We start from the raw sequence: 13614 nt of genomic DNA on the forward strand, positions 1-13614 counted from the left end.
CGTCAGTTGGGGCGATTGGGGCGAGATCGGACCGAACAGTGAATGGCCGCCAATCAAATGATGCGCTCGACCCCGCGGGGCAAACGCCCGTCGCTGATTTGTAAAAACGGCGCCCATCATGAAATTGATTAGCGTCAATGTCTGACAAAAAGCGTATGCTTAAGAGTTTTACCGCACCGGTATTCAGAGGGGCTATCCATGCGCGATGACCGCGAGGTTAAACGGGACGTCGAGGAAGAACTTCGGTGGGATCCGGCCATCGAAGCAACAGACATCGCGGTTGCGGTCAAAGATGGCGTTGTGACGCTCACGGGCTTTGTGCGAAGCTACAATGAAAAGCTGGAAGCTGAAGTGGCAGCGAAGCGCGTAACAGGCGTCCATGCAGTCGCCAATGATATCGAGGTGCGATTGCCGAGCATCACGGAGAGGCCTGATCCGGAAATCGCCCGGGATGCCGTCGCGGCAATCAAGGCTCAACTGCCGGGTTCCTGGGAGAACATCAAGATTGTCGTAAAGGCGGGCTGGGTCACACTCGAAGGTGAGGTCAGGTGGGATTACCAACGAAGCATTGCGGCGAACTCAATCCGCCGGTTGCGCGGCGTCAAGGGCATAAGCAACCTGATCACGCTGAAGGGCAACATCGCTCCCAAGGAGGTGAAAAGACGCATTGTTTCCGCGCTACACAGGAGTGCCCAGGTCGATGCTGAGCGCATTACGGTCGATACAAGCGGAAGCAAGGTCGTTCTCAGAGGTACTGTTCGTTCCTGGGCGGAGCGAGAGGAAGCAGAACGAGCCGCGTGGGCCGCTCCGGCAGTTACCGACGTCGAAAACCACATCACGGTTAGCAATTAAGTATGGCGGCCGGCACGCTGAGTTGTGGCGACGCGGACGTGGGCCGAGGGTCTATTTTGCAATGACACACCAAGATACTCAACCATCGTAGGAGGGCTCAGTCATGGCTGAAACGGAAAAAAGTCTGACGGTTCAAAGCGAAACGAAAACGAGTGAGAAGGGAGCGTTGGCTCAAACGTGGAGACCGTTTGAGAGCCTGCGCCGCGAGGTTGACCGCCTTTTCGACGAGTTTGATCGAGGTTCCTGGCGCCTTCCCTTCCGTCGTTCGCTTTTCGATGCCGATCCTTTTTGGCGGCGGGAGCTGACTTTGGCCGCAACTCCGGCCGTTGATGTTGTCGAAAAAGACAATGCCTACGAAATCAGCGCGGAGCTTCCCGGACTTGATGAGAAGAATATCGAGGTCAAAGTGTCCAACAATACCTTGACCATCCGCGGCGAAAAACAAGAGGACAAGGAAGAAAAGAACGGGATATCATCTACGCGAGCGGCATTTCGGCTCGTTTGAGCGTCACTTCCGAATACCCGAGGGCGTTGACGCCGACAAAATCGATGCCAGCTTCAAAAAGGGCGTGCTCACCGTAACGCGCCCGAAGGCACCCGGGGCGCAGAAGCCGGAAAAGAAGATTGAAGTGAAGGCCGTTTAGTGGCGATCCCTGCAAATTGTCCGTGTTTTCTGGGCAGATCGGAGCAAGCCGCGGCGGCTCATTGGCGTGCCCTTGCCAATCACGGATGAGGTGCACGCCGCCTCCGCGGATCGACGGACCTCCGCTGATGGTCCATGAACATCGTGGCCCCGGTACAAACGGGGCTCGTGAGCCGGCGGAACAGCCGCAACCGCTCTCACGCGCCTTGCGCCTATCATCGGGCTACACCGATAAAACATCGACGTGGCTTGTTCCTGCTCAGTATCGCAATAACGGGCTGACTACGCGGCTACTTCCGGTTCGGCCAGCCGCTCGGAGACTCTGTCCTGGTTATGCTCGATTGTTCCGAGCATTTTGATCTGCCGTGAGCGGCGCGAGCCATCGCATCGGCAAGCTCATATTTGAACCGATCCGCGTAACCTTTGATCAGCGGTTTTCGAGCTGGAGGATCGATCACCCGATAGTCCCACCCATTCTTTTCCGCAAAACCGACGGCACTTTCGCAATCTGGGAACTCCAGACGAATCGAAGCAAAGGGATCACTGCTTCCGGTCCATCCCATCAACGGCTCGATGAACGGCGCCGCGCTTCGCTCAAACTCCAGTATCCAACGGCGCCGACCCGGAGCAGACTGGGTCACCGAGCGTTCGGTTCTGTATATCAGCACTGGCGGCACGCTTCCCGGCACGGCCATGTCAGTGCCAGGCAGCTTTGGCCATCCCTTGCAGCGATTGTGATCGCGATCCGCCGACATGAAGTATCAATCTTGCAATATGGACCCGTGGTCGGTGGGTGGGTGCTTTTTTGACACGACCACTCGTGCTGGCCTCAACAAGCGGTCATGGATCATATAACCATCTTCCAGCACTCGCGTTATTATTCCCGGTGGATGCGATGCGTCCTCTGCTTCCATTAGCGCCTCATGCAGGGATGGATCGAATCGTTGCCCGGACGCAGCGATCTTCTTGACGCCAAATCGCTCCAGCGTCTGGAGAAATAGTCGCAAGGTCGTCTCGACGCCTTCCAATAACGCATCATGCTGTGTAGATGGCACCGTTTTTCTTGCTTCGATCACACGCTGAAGATTATCGATAACCGGCAATAACTCGCGTGCGAATTCTGCGACGGCAAATTTGCGCGTATCCTCAGCCTTCCGATCAGCTTGCCGCCTCGCATTTTCGGCGTCGGCGAGCGCGCGCAGAAGACGATCCTTCAACGAAGCATTTTCGGACAAAAGCGTGGCGACATCGGTGGCTTCGGTGGCAACCGCCTCGTCTTCTATGCTATGCGGTGATGACATCGTCACAGATCCTATGCTGCCTGCGCCAATTTGGAGCCGTTCACTGCAATCTGGCCATCAAGCACGGTTACCTTGACCGTATCGCCATCTTTGATTTTTCCTGACAGAAGCATGCTGGCGAGCGGATTCTGGAGTTGTCGCTGAATGACGCGTTTGAGCGGTCGCGCGCCGTAGACCGGATCGTAACCGGTGTTGCCGAGCCACGTCTTCGCCTTGTCGTCGACTTCGAGCGTGATCTTGCGATCCGCCAGCAGCGACTGCAGATGCCGAAGCTGAATGTCGACAATCCGCTTCATTTCGCTGCGACCGAGCCGGTTGAACAAGATGATCTCATCGAGACGGTTGAGAAATTCCGGTCGGAAGGAGCGCCGCACCACCTCCATCACCTGTTCGCGCGCCTCCTCGGCCGGTTTTCCTTCGGGAAGCGCGGCCAGATATTCGGCCCCCAGGTTTGAGGTGAGCACGATGATCGTGTTGCGGAAATCGACGGTGCGGCCTTGTCCGTCGGTAAGCCGCCCGTCGTCGAGCACCTGCAGCAAGATGTTGAAAACATCGCTGTGTGCCTTCTCGACCTCATCGAACAAAATCACCTGATACGGGCGCCTGCGGACGGCTTCCGTCAGGGAACCTCCTTCCTCATAGCCGACATAGCCGGGAGGCGCGCCGATAAGTCGGGCAACCGAATGCTTTTCCATGTATTCGGACATGTCGATGCGAACCATTGCCTGTTCGTCATCGAACAGGAATTCCGCAAGCGCCTTGCAAAGCTCCGTCTTGCCGACGCCGGTGGGGCCCAAGAACAGGAATGAGCCGATCGGCCGATGGGGATCCTGAAGACCGGCCCGTGCTCGCCGCACGGCATCCGCGACGACGACAATGGCCTGGTCCTGCCCCACCACGCGTTCACGCAGCTTATCTTCCATGTGAAGCAGTTTTTCGCGCTCGCCCTCCATCATCTTGTCAACCGGAATTCCAGTCCACCGCGACACGACTTCTGCGATCTCCTCGGCGGTTACCTCCTGCTTGAACATCCGTCCTTGCGCGGGGGTCTCGGCGAGCTTCTTCTCCAGTTGCGGGATAATGGAATACATAAGCTCGCCAGCACGCGTGAGATCGCCGCGCCGCTGCACGCTCTCCAGTTCGCTGCGTGCCTGATCGAGTTGCTCTTTGATTTTCTGCACGGAGGCGAGCTTTTCCTTCTCCGCCTTCCAAATCGAGGTGAGATCGGCCGATTTCTTTTCCAACTCGGCGATTTCTTGGTCGACTTTCTTGAGGCGCTCCTTCGACGCTTCATCTGTCTCTTTCTTCAGGGCCTCACGCTCGATCTTAAGCTGAATGATGCGGCGGTCGATTTCGTCGACCTCCTCCGGCTTGGAATCGGCTTCCATGCGGACGCGGCTAGCCGCCTCGTCCACAAGGTCAATGGCTTTGTCCGGCAAAAATCTATCGGTGATGTAGCGATTGGACAGGGTCGCGGCGGCGACAATCGCACCATCGGTAATGCGAACGCCGTGATGGACCTCGTATTTTTCTTTGAGACCGCGCAAGATCGAAATCGTCTCCTCGACCGACGGCTCGCCAACAAACACCGGCTGGAAGCGTCGAGCGAGCGCCGCGTCCTTCTCGATATGCTTTCGGTACTCGTCCAGCGTCGTTGCGCCGATGCAGTGCAGTTCGCCACGCGCAAGCGCAGGCTTGAGCATATTGGAAGCATCCATCGCCCCTTCCGCCTTGCCGGCGCCAACCAGGGTGTGGAGTTCGTCAATGAACAGAATGACGTCGCCCGCGCTGCTAAGCTCCTGCAGCACGGCCTTGAGGCGCTCTTCAAATTCGCCTCGATATTTGGCCCCAGCCAGCAGCGCTCCAAGATCGAGCGCCAGCAGCCGACGGCTTTTCAAGGCTTCCGGCACATCACCCTTGACGATGCGTTGCGCCAGGCCTTCCACGATCGCCGTCTTTCCGACTCCTGGCTCGCCGATCAGAACAGGGTTGTTCTTGGTCCGTCGCGAAAGCACCTGAATGGTGCGCCGGACCTCTTCGTCACGACCAATAACCGGATCGAGCTTGTTCTGACGCGCCTCCTCGGTGAAATCACGCGTATATTTCTTGAGCGCGTCATAGCCCTGTTCGGCCGATGCCGTGTCCGCGGTTCGCCCTTTCCGGATGTCACCGATCGCCTTGTTGAGCGCCTGAGGCGTGACACCTGCGCGCTTGAGGAGGTCGCCAACGGCGCCGCTCGCCATCGCCAGAGCCATCAACATATATTCGACGGTGACGTAGGCATCGCCGGCTTTCTGCGATAGCTGTTCGGCTTGATCGAACAACCGCGCCGCCTCCGGAGCGAGATAAATCTGGCCTGCGCCGCTGCCTTCGACTTTGGGCAGCCTTTGCAGCTCCTGTTCGGCCGCTTGTTTAACCTGGGCACTCGCCCCAGCGCCCGCAGCGGCATCGATCAGATTGAGGGCTAGCCGGTCTTCATCGTCCAGCAACGCTTTCAGCACATGAACCGGCGTGAGTTGCTGGTGCCCGCTTCGTAGCGCGAGCGATTGTGCGGATTGCACCAGCGCTTTAAGCCGGTCGGTATATTTCTCGATCTGCATGGCGGTACTCTTGTTCCTGTCGACACGTTTCGTGAGAGACAAACCTCTCGGCTAACCGGATTTTCGCTTGTCCACTTCCTCGAATTCGGCATCGACAACATCTGACTCCGGGGCACTAGAAGCACCAGAGGAGGTACTGGTTCCACCGCCTGTCGGCTGCAGGCGCATGGCTTCTTGCGCAAGCTTTTCGGTCGCCTGCCGGATGCCGCCGACATCCTCGCCAGCCATGGCGTCCTTGGCAGCCGAAATTGCTTGTTCGACTGCGGTCTTTGCATCCGGGGCAACTTGATTGCCGACCTCTTGGAGACGCTTTTCCGCACCGTAGATAGTGGCATCCGCCTGGTTGCGTGCCTCCACCAGCTCCTTGCGGCGCTTGTCTTCCTCGGCGTGCGCTTCGGCTTCCTTGACCATACGCTGGATGTCGGCTTCGGTCAGTCCGCCGGAAGCCTGGATGCGAATTGTCTGCTCCTTGCCGCTTGCCTTGTCCTTAGCGGACACGTTGACGATTCCATTGGCATCAATATCGAAAGTAACCTCGATCTGAGGTAATCCTCGTGGGGCAGGCGGAATCCCGACCAGGTCGAATTGTCCAAGCAGCTTGTTGTCAGCCGCCATCTCACGCTCGCCCTGAAAAACGCGAATCGTCACCGCAGTCTGGTTGTCCTCGGCGGTCGAGAATACCTGGCTGCGCTTGGTCGGAATGGTCGTGTTGCGCTCGATTAGCTTAGTCATCACACCGCCAAGCGTCTCAATGCCAAGCGAAAGCGGCGTCACGTCAAGCAGAAGGACATCCTTAACATCGCCTTGAAGAACGCCCGCCTGAATCGCCGCACCGACCGCCACGACCTCATCCGGATTGACGCCCTTGTGCGGTTCGCGCCCGAACAGCTTCTGCACCGTCTCCTGAACCTTAGGCATGCGTGTTTGGCCGCCAACCAAAACGACCTCGTCGATTTGAGAGGCTGCGATCCCGGCGTCCTTCAGTGCCGCTTGACATGGTGGCACCGTCTTCTGAATGAGATCGTCAACCAACGCTTCCAGTTTGGCGCGCGACAGCTTGATCGTGAGATGCTTCGGACCGTGCTGGTCGGCGGTGATGAACGGCAGATTGACCTCGGTCTGCGTCGCGCTTGATAGCTCGATTTTGGCTTTCTCGGCGGCATCCTTTAGGCGCTGGAGGGCGAGCCGGTCGCCGCGAAGATCGATCCCGTTCTCCTTTTTGAACTCATCCGCCAAGTAATCGATGATCCGCTTGTCGAAGTCTTCGCCTCCCAGAAACGTGTCACCGTTCGTCGATTTGACCTCGAATACTCCGTCGCCAACCTCGAGAACTGAAATATCAAAGGTTCCGCCACCGAGATCGTACACAGCGATCTTGCCGGTTCCCTTCTTTTCAAGACCATAGGCCAATGCTGCCGCGGTCGGCTCGTTGATAATGCGCAGCACGTCGAGTCCGGCGATACGCCCCGCGTCCTTGGTGGCTTGGCGCTGAGCATCGTTGAAATAGGCAGGAACCGTAATGACCGCCTCGGTTACTTTGGTGCCAAGGTAGGCCTCCGCGGTTTCCTTCATCTTCGTAAGAATGAATGCGCTGATCTGACTCGGGCTATATTTCTTGCCGCGGACCTCCACCCAGGCATCGCCATTGGGGCCTGGCACAATATTATAGGGCACCATGCCCTTGTCCTTCTGCGTCATCGGATCGTCGTACCGGCGACCGATCAGGCGCTTGATGGCGAAGATCGTATTTTCGGGATTCGTGATGCTTTGGCGCTTGGCGGGTTGCCCGACGAGAACCTCCCCCGTATCGGTGAAGGCCACCATGGAGGGAGTGGTGCGGGCGCCTTCTGCGTTCTCGATCACTTTCGCCTGGTTGCCTTCCATCACGGCAACGCAGGAATTGGTCGTTCCCAGATCGATCCCGATCGCCTTTGCCATCACGTTCTCCTCTCGTTCCGGGGACGAGTTAAATCAGCCCGACGCCTAGCCGGATCTCGGCGTTACTTGTATTTCAACCGACATGCTGCCCGATCACGTTGACGGATATCAACATTCCGATCTTTCGATCAGCATCCTGCGTCGGATTTCCCGAGACGGCAACCGGATTTCCGGACCGGGGCTCGGCAAAAACGCGAATTTCATCGTGCCACTAAGAAGGACTACCGGATGACAGCGCAAACGACCCCTATCGACAATAGAAAACAGCTTCAGTCTCGGACCTATCAGCTCGCCGCGCTCGACCAGGACTTCATTCTTGGAGAGTCGACACGCGGTATCCGGCTTCAACTTGAGTACGCCAAAGCGGAAGAGGCTCTGCGCGCGTGGGGCGTGCGCTCGACGGTCGTCGTGTTCGGCAGTGCACGCGTGCGTGAAAATGGGCCTCCCCGGCATGCGACCTGGTATCGGCAAGCTCGCGAATTCGCCCGCATCGTTTCGGAACGTGGCGGCGCAAAGAGATCAAATGGCCCGGTCCGCGATAACGTAATTGCGACCGGTGGAGGACCGGGCTTGATGGAGGCCGCCAACCGAGGCGCATGTGATGCCGATGCCCCTTCCATCGGCTACAACATCACGCTCGTTCACGAACAACAGCCCAATGCCTATTCGACACCCGAGCTGACATTTCGATTCCAGTATTTTGCTATACGCAAAATGCATCTCGCGATGCGAGCGAATGCGCTCGTAATCTTTCCCGGAGGATTTGGCACTCTGGATGAGATGTTTGAAATATTGACGTTGAAGCAAACCGCCAAAATTTCACAAATTCCAATTCTTCTTTTCGATCACTCTTACTGGCGCTCGCTTCTAAATCTTGATGTCTTGGTGTCGGAAGGCATGATCGCGCCTCAGGACACGAGCCTGTTTATGTTCGCCGACGATGCGGAAGAAGCGTGGGCGTTGCTCAAGGAGCATCTGTTATGCGCCTTTTCGCCACGTCAGGACTCTCCATGACAATTTCTTTGCGGCCTCTACACCCGGTCGCGAGGCACCCATTGGGATGAGCAACAAGTCCTATTCAGTTGCGCGATAACCCCGACTGATATTCATTCGGTGTGGAGCTCCCGGCGCATTTGCGAGAATAATACCTCAAGACGATCGCGGGGCAATCCTACTTCCTGCAAACATTGCCTCGCAAGCGCCAGCCCAGCGGCAATATGTTCATGAAACACGTTGACGTTCCCGATGAGCTGAAGCTCCTCCGCCGCTGCTTCGGTTCTCGCGCTGGCAATCAAAGCCAGGTTTGGAAAGCGATGCCGCAACGCACGAAGTATCCTGAATGCCGGTCGGTGCTGGTGGAAGGTGACGACAACCGCCCGGGCGCGCTCCACACCAGCCGCTTCCAGAGTCGCGAGCCGGCTCGCATCTCCGAGAATGACGGGCAATCCCAACTCTTTCGCTTGCACAAATGGCTCGTAGCGCGTTTCGAACAAAAGATGAGATATGCCGGCTTTCAAGAGCGCTCTCGATACGATCCGGCCAAGGGAGCCGGCACCGCAAACGAGCACGTGCTGTTGTAGGTCCTTCGACTGATCAAATCCTTCCAGCTCCTCGAGCTGAGGGTGGTGTGGTTGCCGGTGGGCGCGGAATATGTGTTGCACTAACCGATCATGTTCTCGAATCAAAAGCGGCGCCAGCGCCATGGATATTGCGATCGCGATCATCGCTGGCTGTCCGATGGTTGCGGGCAGAAAGTCTGCGCTGATTCCCAAGCTCACGAGCAGCAATCCGAATTCGCCCCCGTGGCCCAGGATGATTGCCCCTCGTCCGGCATCAAGCGAACCGAGCTTCGCGAGACGTAGTGCTATCGCGCTGATAACAATTTTGATTGGCACCAGCAGGAACAGCCAAAAAATCACGCTGAGCGGAGATTGCGTGACAAGAGCAAGATTGAGTTGCACTCCAGTCGTGATAAAAAACAATCCAACCATTAAATCCCGGAAGGGACGAATGTCGTCTTCGATGCGATGTCGGAAGTCGCTCTCCCCTAGAACAAGACCCGCAATGAATGCCCCCAGAGCAGGCTCAATTCCGAGATAATGGCTGATCCACGCTGTTATCAGAACGAGCAAGATTGAAGCGAGCAGAAAGGCTTCAGAATGACCGTGACGGGCAACCCATGCCAACGACCGATAAAGAATCGGTTTTCCCACCAGGACGATGATGCCGAGGATCGCCAGAATTCGAACCACTTCAATCGCAATTTGGGTGCCAGCCTCGGTCCTACTGGCTAGCAATGGAAGCGCCGCGAGAAGAGGAGCGGTTGCAATGTCCTGGAATAGCAGAACGGCCACGCTGGTTCGGCCATGGCGCGTGGTAAGCTCGCCCTGATCAGCCAATTGTTTGGCGCAGATCGCCGTCGATGACACCGCTGCGGCCGCCCCGACCATGACGGCCGCACTTGGAGAGGCGCCGAGCAAATACGCTACTCCTCCGAATGCGACGCTACCCAAAGCAAACTGTAGCCCGCCGGCCGAAAGAACACGCCAGCGTGTTGCCCATAGTTCGGCGACTGACAGTTCGAGACCGACCGTGAACATCAGCAAAATGACGCCGATTTCTGAGAGAAACGTCAATGCGTCGCCGGGCTGCACGAGCCTTCCGACCGATGGGCCAATTATGACCCCGGCTAGAATATAACCAAGGAGGGTTGGAATTCGCATTCGAGCGCATAGACCAGCCGCAATCGCAGCTGCGGCGATCAACACGACCGATATAGCGAGAAGGTCTTGCATACGTTTTATCGCACAAGCCGTGCTTCCACGACGAATTGTGAGCCTGCGATCGATCTGCAGACTGACCGCTGGCCGATAGGCTTCACGCGTCAAATGGTTTCAGAATTGCAATATAAGCGGCAAACCCGTCGAGCATATATTGAATGGCGAGTCCCGCAAGCACGATCCCAAAAACGCGCCCTATGACATTGACGCCCGTCAATCCGAGCACGGCCATCAGTCGCGATGCAAAAAGGAAGACCAATAGGCAAAGCAGCAACACAGAGAGGAGGGTAGACATTGCGATAAGCTGAATCAGGAAATCGCTGCCTGCCTTTCCCATAATAAGAATGACGGAGGTCATTGCGCCCGGACCGGCAGAGCGGTACTGCAAGTGGAAAAACCGCCACGTCCGTGCTTTGCTCTGCCTCGTCTTCTTCGGCCTCGGTTGCAGTCCGTAGTCCGCTGGGACGCCGGCAATTCGAAACGCCGGGAGCGATATGCCCAGAAAGCGAAAAACAGTATCGCCGGCGAACGCAAACACGATCAAAATCGGGCCAGCAAGAAGGACGGCGCGAACTGCAATTTGTTGTCGGATCGCGACACTCTTTTTTCCGGTCAAGGCCATGAAGATCGGGAGAATGCCAAGTGGGTCGATCACCACAAAAAATGTGACGAAGGTCGTAATGACGAATTCCAGCGTCGACGGCACGCGAGCTATTTCCCCTTAGGCGGTTCAAGCGCCGCCGCGATTGCGTCATCGACGGTCCGCATCCAAACGAATTTGATCCGTTGTCGCGCATCAGGAGGGATATCTTCGAGATCCTTTCTGTTTCGTTCGGGAAGCATGACCGTTTCAATGCCGCCCCGCACCGCAGCGAGGACCTTCTCCTTGACGCCGCCGATCGGCAGAACCAGTCCACGGAGCGAAATCTCGCCTGTCATCGCGGTGTCGCCTCGTGCCGTACGGGCGGTCAGAAGCGAGGTCAAGGCGATGAACATGGCAACGCCCGCGCTCGGGCCGTCCTTCGGAATCGCGCCTGCCGGCACATGAACGTGAATATCCGACTTTTCGAACTGGGCAGGATCGATGCCGAGGCTCTCGGCGCGCGATTTGACAAGACTGAGCGCGGCTTGCGCGCTCTCCTTCATCACGTCACCAAGTTGCCCCGTCAGAATGAGCTTGCCGCTTCCGGGCACGCGCGCTGCCTCAATGAACAGGATGTCGCCGCCGGTCGGCGTCCAGGCAAGTCCGGTGGCGACGCCCGGGACGCTGGTGCGCATCGCGACCTCGTCCTCGAAGCGATGGGGCCCGAGAATCGTTGGCAGGTCCGCCTCGCCGATCTTGACCGCGGTGTCTTTGCCCTCGGCAATACGCATCGCGGCGTGGCGGCAGAGCGCGCCGATTTCTCTCTCCAGGTTGCGGCAGCCGGCCTCGCGCGTGTAATACCGGATGATCCCCCGGAGCGCCTCGTCGGAAATGTCGCATTGCTCGGCCTTCAAGCCGGCAGCATCGAGCTGTCGCTTGATGAGGTAGCGCTTGGCGATCTGCAGTTTTTCATCTTCCGTATAACCGGGGACCGAGATCATCTCCATGCGATCGCGCAGGGGGCCGGGAATGCTGTCCGGAATATTGGCGGTTCCGATGAACAGCACTTTCGATAGGTCGAAGGGTAGGCCCAGATAGTTATCGCGGAAAGTGCGGTTCTGCTCGGGATCGAGCACTTCGAGCAGGGCCGACGAAGGGTCGCCGTGAAACCCGGCGCCAAGCTTGTCCATCTCATCGAGCATCAGGACCGGATTGCGCGCGCCCGCTTTGCGAATAGCCTGAATGATGTTCCCAGGAAGCGCACCGATATAGGTTCGGCGATGCCCGCGAATCTCCGCCTCGTCGTGAACGCCGCCGAGGCTCAGGCGCGCGAAGGGACGTCCGGTCGCCCGGGCGATGCTCTGACCTAGCGAGGTCTTGCCGACGCCCGGCGGGCCGACGAAACAGAGAATCGGCGCTTTGCCATCCGGATTAAGCTTGCGCACCGCAAGATATTCGAGAATGCGCTTCTTGACCTTGTCGAGATCGTAGTGGTCTTCGTCGAGGATGCGGCGCGCTTCTTGAATGTCGATCCTCTCGTCGGCCAGTTTTGACCAGGGCAATTCGATGAGCCAGTCGAGATAGGTGCGGATCATGGAATACTCGCCGGCGGCATCTGGCATCCGTTCGAGACGCCGCAGCTCCTTCTTGGCCTGATCCTCGACCTCCTTCGGCATGCCTGCCGATTCGATAGCGCGCTTCAGTTCTTCGAGCTCGGCGGAACGATCGTCGGACTCGCCGAGCTGGCGCTGGATCTGCCGCATCTGCTCGCGCAGGATGTGCTCGCGTTGCTGCGTACTGAGTGTCTCCTGCGTCTGCTCGCCAATCTCTTTGCTGATACGGAGCACCTGAATACGCTCGGTCAGGAACCGAATCGTTTTTTCAAGCCGCGTTTTGACGTCGAATGTTTCGAGAATGTCCTGCTTGTCAGACGGCTTGATGTCCATCAGGTTGGCGACGAAGTCGGCCAGCGCCGAGGCCGACTGAACCCCGTCAAGTCCTGCGACAAGCTCGGCCGGGACATTCGGCAAGAGCTGCATGGCCTCGTGCGCCCGCTGTCGCAGCAATTGCACCCGGCCCTCGATTTCCGGCGTCAGAACTTCGGATTCCCCGATTTCCTCCACCTGCGCGGTCAGAAAGGGATATCCTGGCAAGAAGCTTTGAATGCGAAACCGGCGAGTGCCGCGGACGATCAGATGATGGGTGCCGTCCGGCGCCGTCACGTAGCGCAGAATTTCCGCGACTGTGCCGATACGATGAAGCTGCTCATCGCCCGGTTCGTCGACTGTCGGATCGGTTTGCAACACGATGCCGATCGGCCGCTCACCGCGCAATGCTTCCTGGGCGGCAGCCTGGGAGCGTGGCCGCCCCACCGTCAGCGGCATCACGACGCCGGGAAACAACACCATATTGCGCACTGGCAGCAAGATCAGTGCGCCCGGCGGGAGCTTGGTGTTGCTCTGGCTTGATGGCGAGACTTGTTCGTTCATCTTTTTGCGCCTTGTGCCGATTTGGCGAGACGGAGAAGGAGACAGCCATCCTCAAAACCCTGCGCCGCGAGTGCTGCGCCCGCTTCGGGAAGCGTGAATCGAAGCAAAAAACGTCCCTGAGGAATCTCAAGCCGATGAATGGCCGCGCCTCTGACCAATGCCGGCATTCGGCGATGCCCGCGAACTTCAAGCGTCCGCCCGAAAAGCCCAATCTCGACGTCGCCCGGAGCCACCCCGGGCAACGCGATCAGTGCAATGAATTCGCTTTCCGTCTCATATAAGTCAACGGGCGGCGACCAACCGATTGTGCCTTCGACGGCAAGAGGCGTGAAAAATTGACGATGAAGCCGCTCCGCGCGAGCCAGGAGCTCACAAGCATCCGCCCACATCCACCGCTCGATTTCGCCAAATGCCATGGATCTGACCCC

General features: G+C 57.9%; 10 protein-coding genes and 1 pseudogene. 3 read left to right on the forward strand and 8 right to left on the reverse strand.

The features are described from left to right. Nucleotides 1-198: 198 nt before the first annotated feature. Nucleotides 199-852: a BON domain-containing protein gene (locus tag BBTA_RS36400; protein ID WP_012047499.1), complete on the forward strand. Its 654-nt coding sequence runs from the start codon at nt 199-201 to the stop codon at nt 850-852. 103 nt (nt 853-955) lie between these two features. Beyond that, nucleotides 956-1496, forward strand: a pseudogene (locus BBTA_RS36405) (Hsp20/alpha crystallin family protein). A gap of 289 nt (nt 1497-1785) precedes the next feature. Here the strand turns inward: BBTA_RS36405 and BBTA_RS39430 are convergent. The 4 genes from BBTA_RS39430 to dnaK are packed head-to-tail and all read right to left on the reverse strand — an operon-like array spanning nt 1786 to nt 7334. Then, nucleotides 1786-2250: an ETC complex I subunit gene (locus tag BBTA_RS39430; RefSeq protein ID WP_083780748.1), complete on the reverse strand. Its 465-nt coding sequence runs from the start codon at nt 2248-2250 to the stop codon at nt 1786-1788. A 6-nt stretch (nt 2251-2256) separates the two neighbouring features. After that, nucleotides 2257-2796 carry a nucleotide exchange factor GrpE gene (locus BBTA_RS39435; protein WP_111355638.1) on the reverse strand — a complete coding sequence of 180 codons (540 nt, stop codon included), beginning with the start codon at nt 2794-2796 and terminating at the stop codon, nt 2257-2259. 11 nt (nt 2797-2807) lie between these two features. After that, nucleotides 2808-5396 carry an ATP-dependent chaperone ClpB gene (gene clpB / locus BBTA_RS36410; protein ID WP_041751152.1) on the reverse strand — a complete coding sequence of 863 codons (2589 nt, stop codon included), beginning with the start codon at nt 5394-5396 and terminating at the stop codon, nt 2808-2810. 51 nt (nt 5397-5447) lie between these two features. Next, nucleotides 5448-7334, reverse strand: a complete 1887-nt coding sequence (dnaK, locus tag BBTA_RS36415) for a molecular chaperone DnaK (RefSeq protein ID WP_041751153.1) — start codon at nt 7332-7334, stop codon at nt 5448-5450. Between the two features lie 228 nt (nt 7335-7562). Here dnaK and BBTA_RS36420 point away from each other — a divergent pair, with 228 nt between their 5' ends. Then, on the forward strand, nt 7563-8348 hold the full coding sequence (locus BBTA_RS36420; RefSeq protein WP_012047503.1) for a TIGR00730 family Rossman fold protein: 786 nt from the start codon (nt 7563-7565) through the stop codon (nt 8346-8348). A gap of 92 nt (nt 8349-8440) precedes the next feature. On the opposite strand, the gene BBTA_RS36425 is transcribed toward BBTA_RS36420, so the two are convergent. From BBTA_RS36425 to BBTA_RS36440, 4 genes are all read right to left on the reverse strand, one after another. Further along, nucleotides 8441-10129 (reverse strand): cation:proton antiporter, encoded by a 1689-nt coding sequence (locus tag BBTA_RS36425; protein WP_041751154.1) that lies wholly within the window; start codon nt 10127-10129, stop codon nt 8441-8443. Nucleotides 10130-10211: 82 nt separating this feature from the next. After that, nucleotides 10212-10820: a MarC family protein gene (locus tag BBTA_RS36430; protein WP_012047505.1), complete on the reverse strand. Its 609-nt coding sequence runs from the start codon at nt 10818-10820 to the stop codon at nt 10212-10214. Nucleotides 10821-10825: 5 nt separating this feature from the next. Beyond that, a complete protein-coding gene (lon, locus tag BBTA_RS36435; protein ID WP_012047506.1) occupies nt 10826-13186 on the reverse strand; it encodes an endopeptidase La in 2361 nt (786 codons plus the stop codon). Continuing rightward, nucleotides 13183-13602: an Hsp20/alpha crystallin family protein gene (locus tag BBTA_RS36440; protein WP_041751155.1), complete on the reverse strand. Its 420-nt coding sequence runs from the start codon at nt 13600-13602 to the stop codon at nt 13183-13185. Before BBTA_RS36440 ends, lon begins: the two co-directional genes overlap by 4 nt. Nucleotides 13603-13614 lie beyond the last annotated feature (12 nt).

This window comes from Bradyrhizobium sp. BTAi1 (assembly GCF_000015165.1).
Classification (GTDB): Bacteria; Pseudomonadota; Alphaproteobacteria; order Rhizobiales; family Xanthobacteraceae; genus Bradyrhizobium; species Bradyrhizobium denitrificans.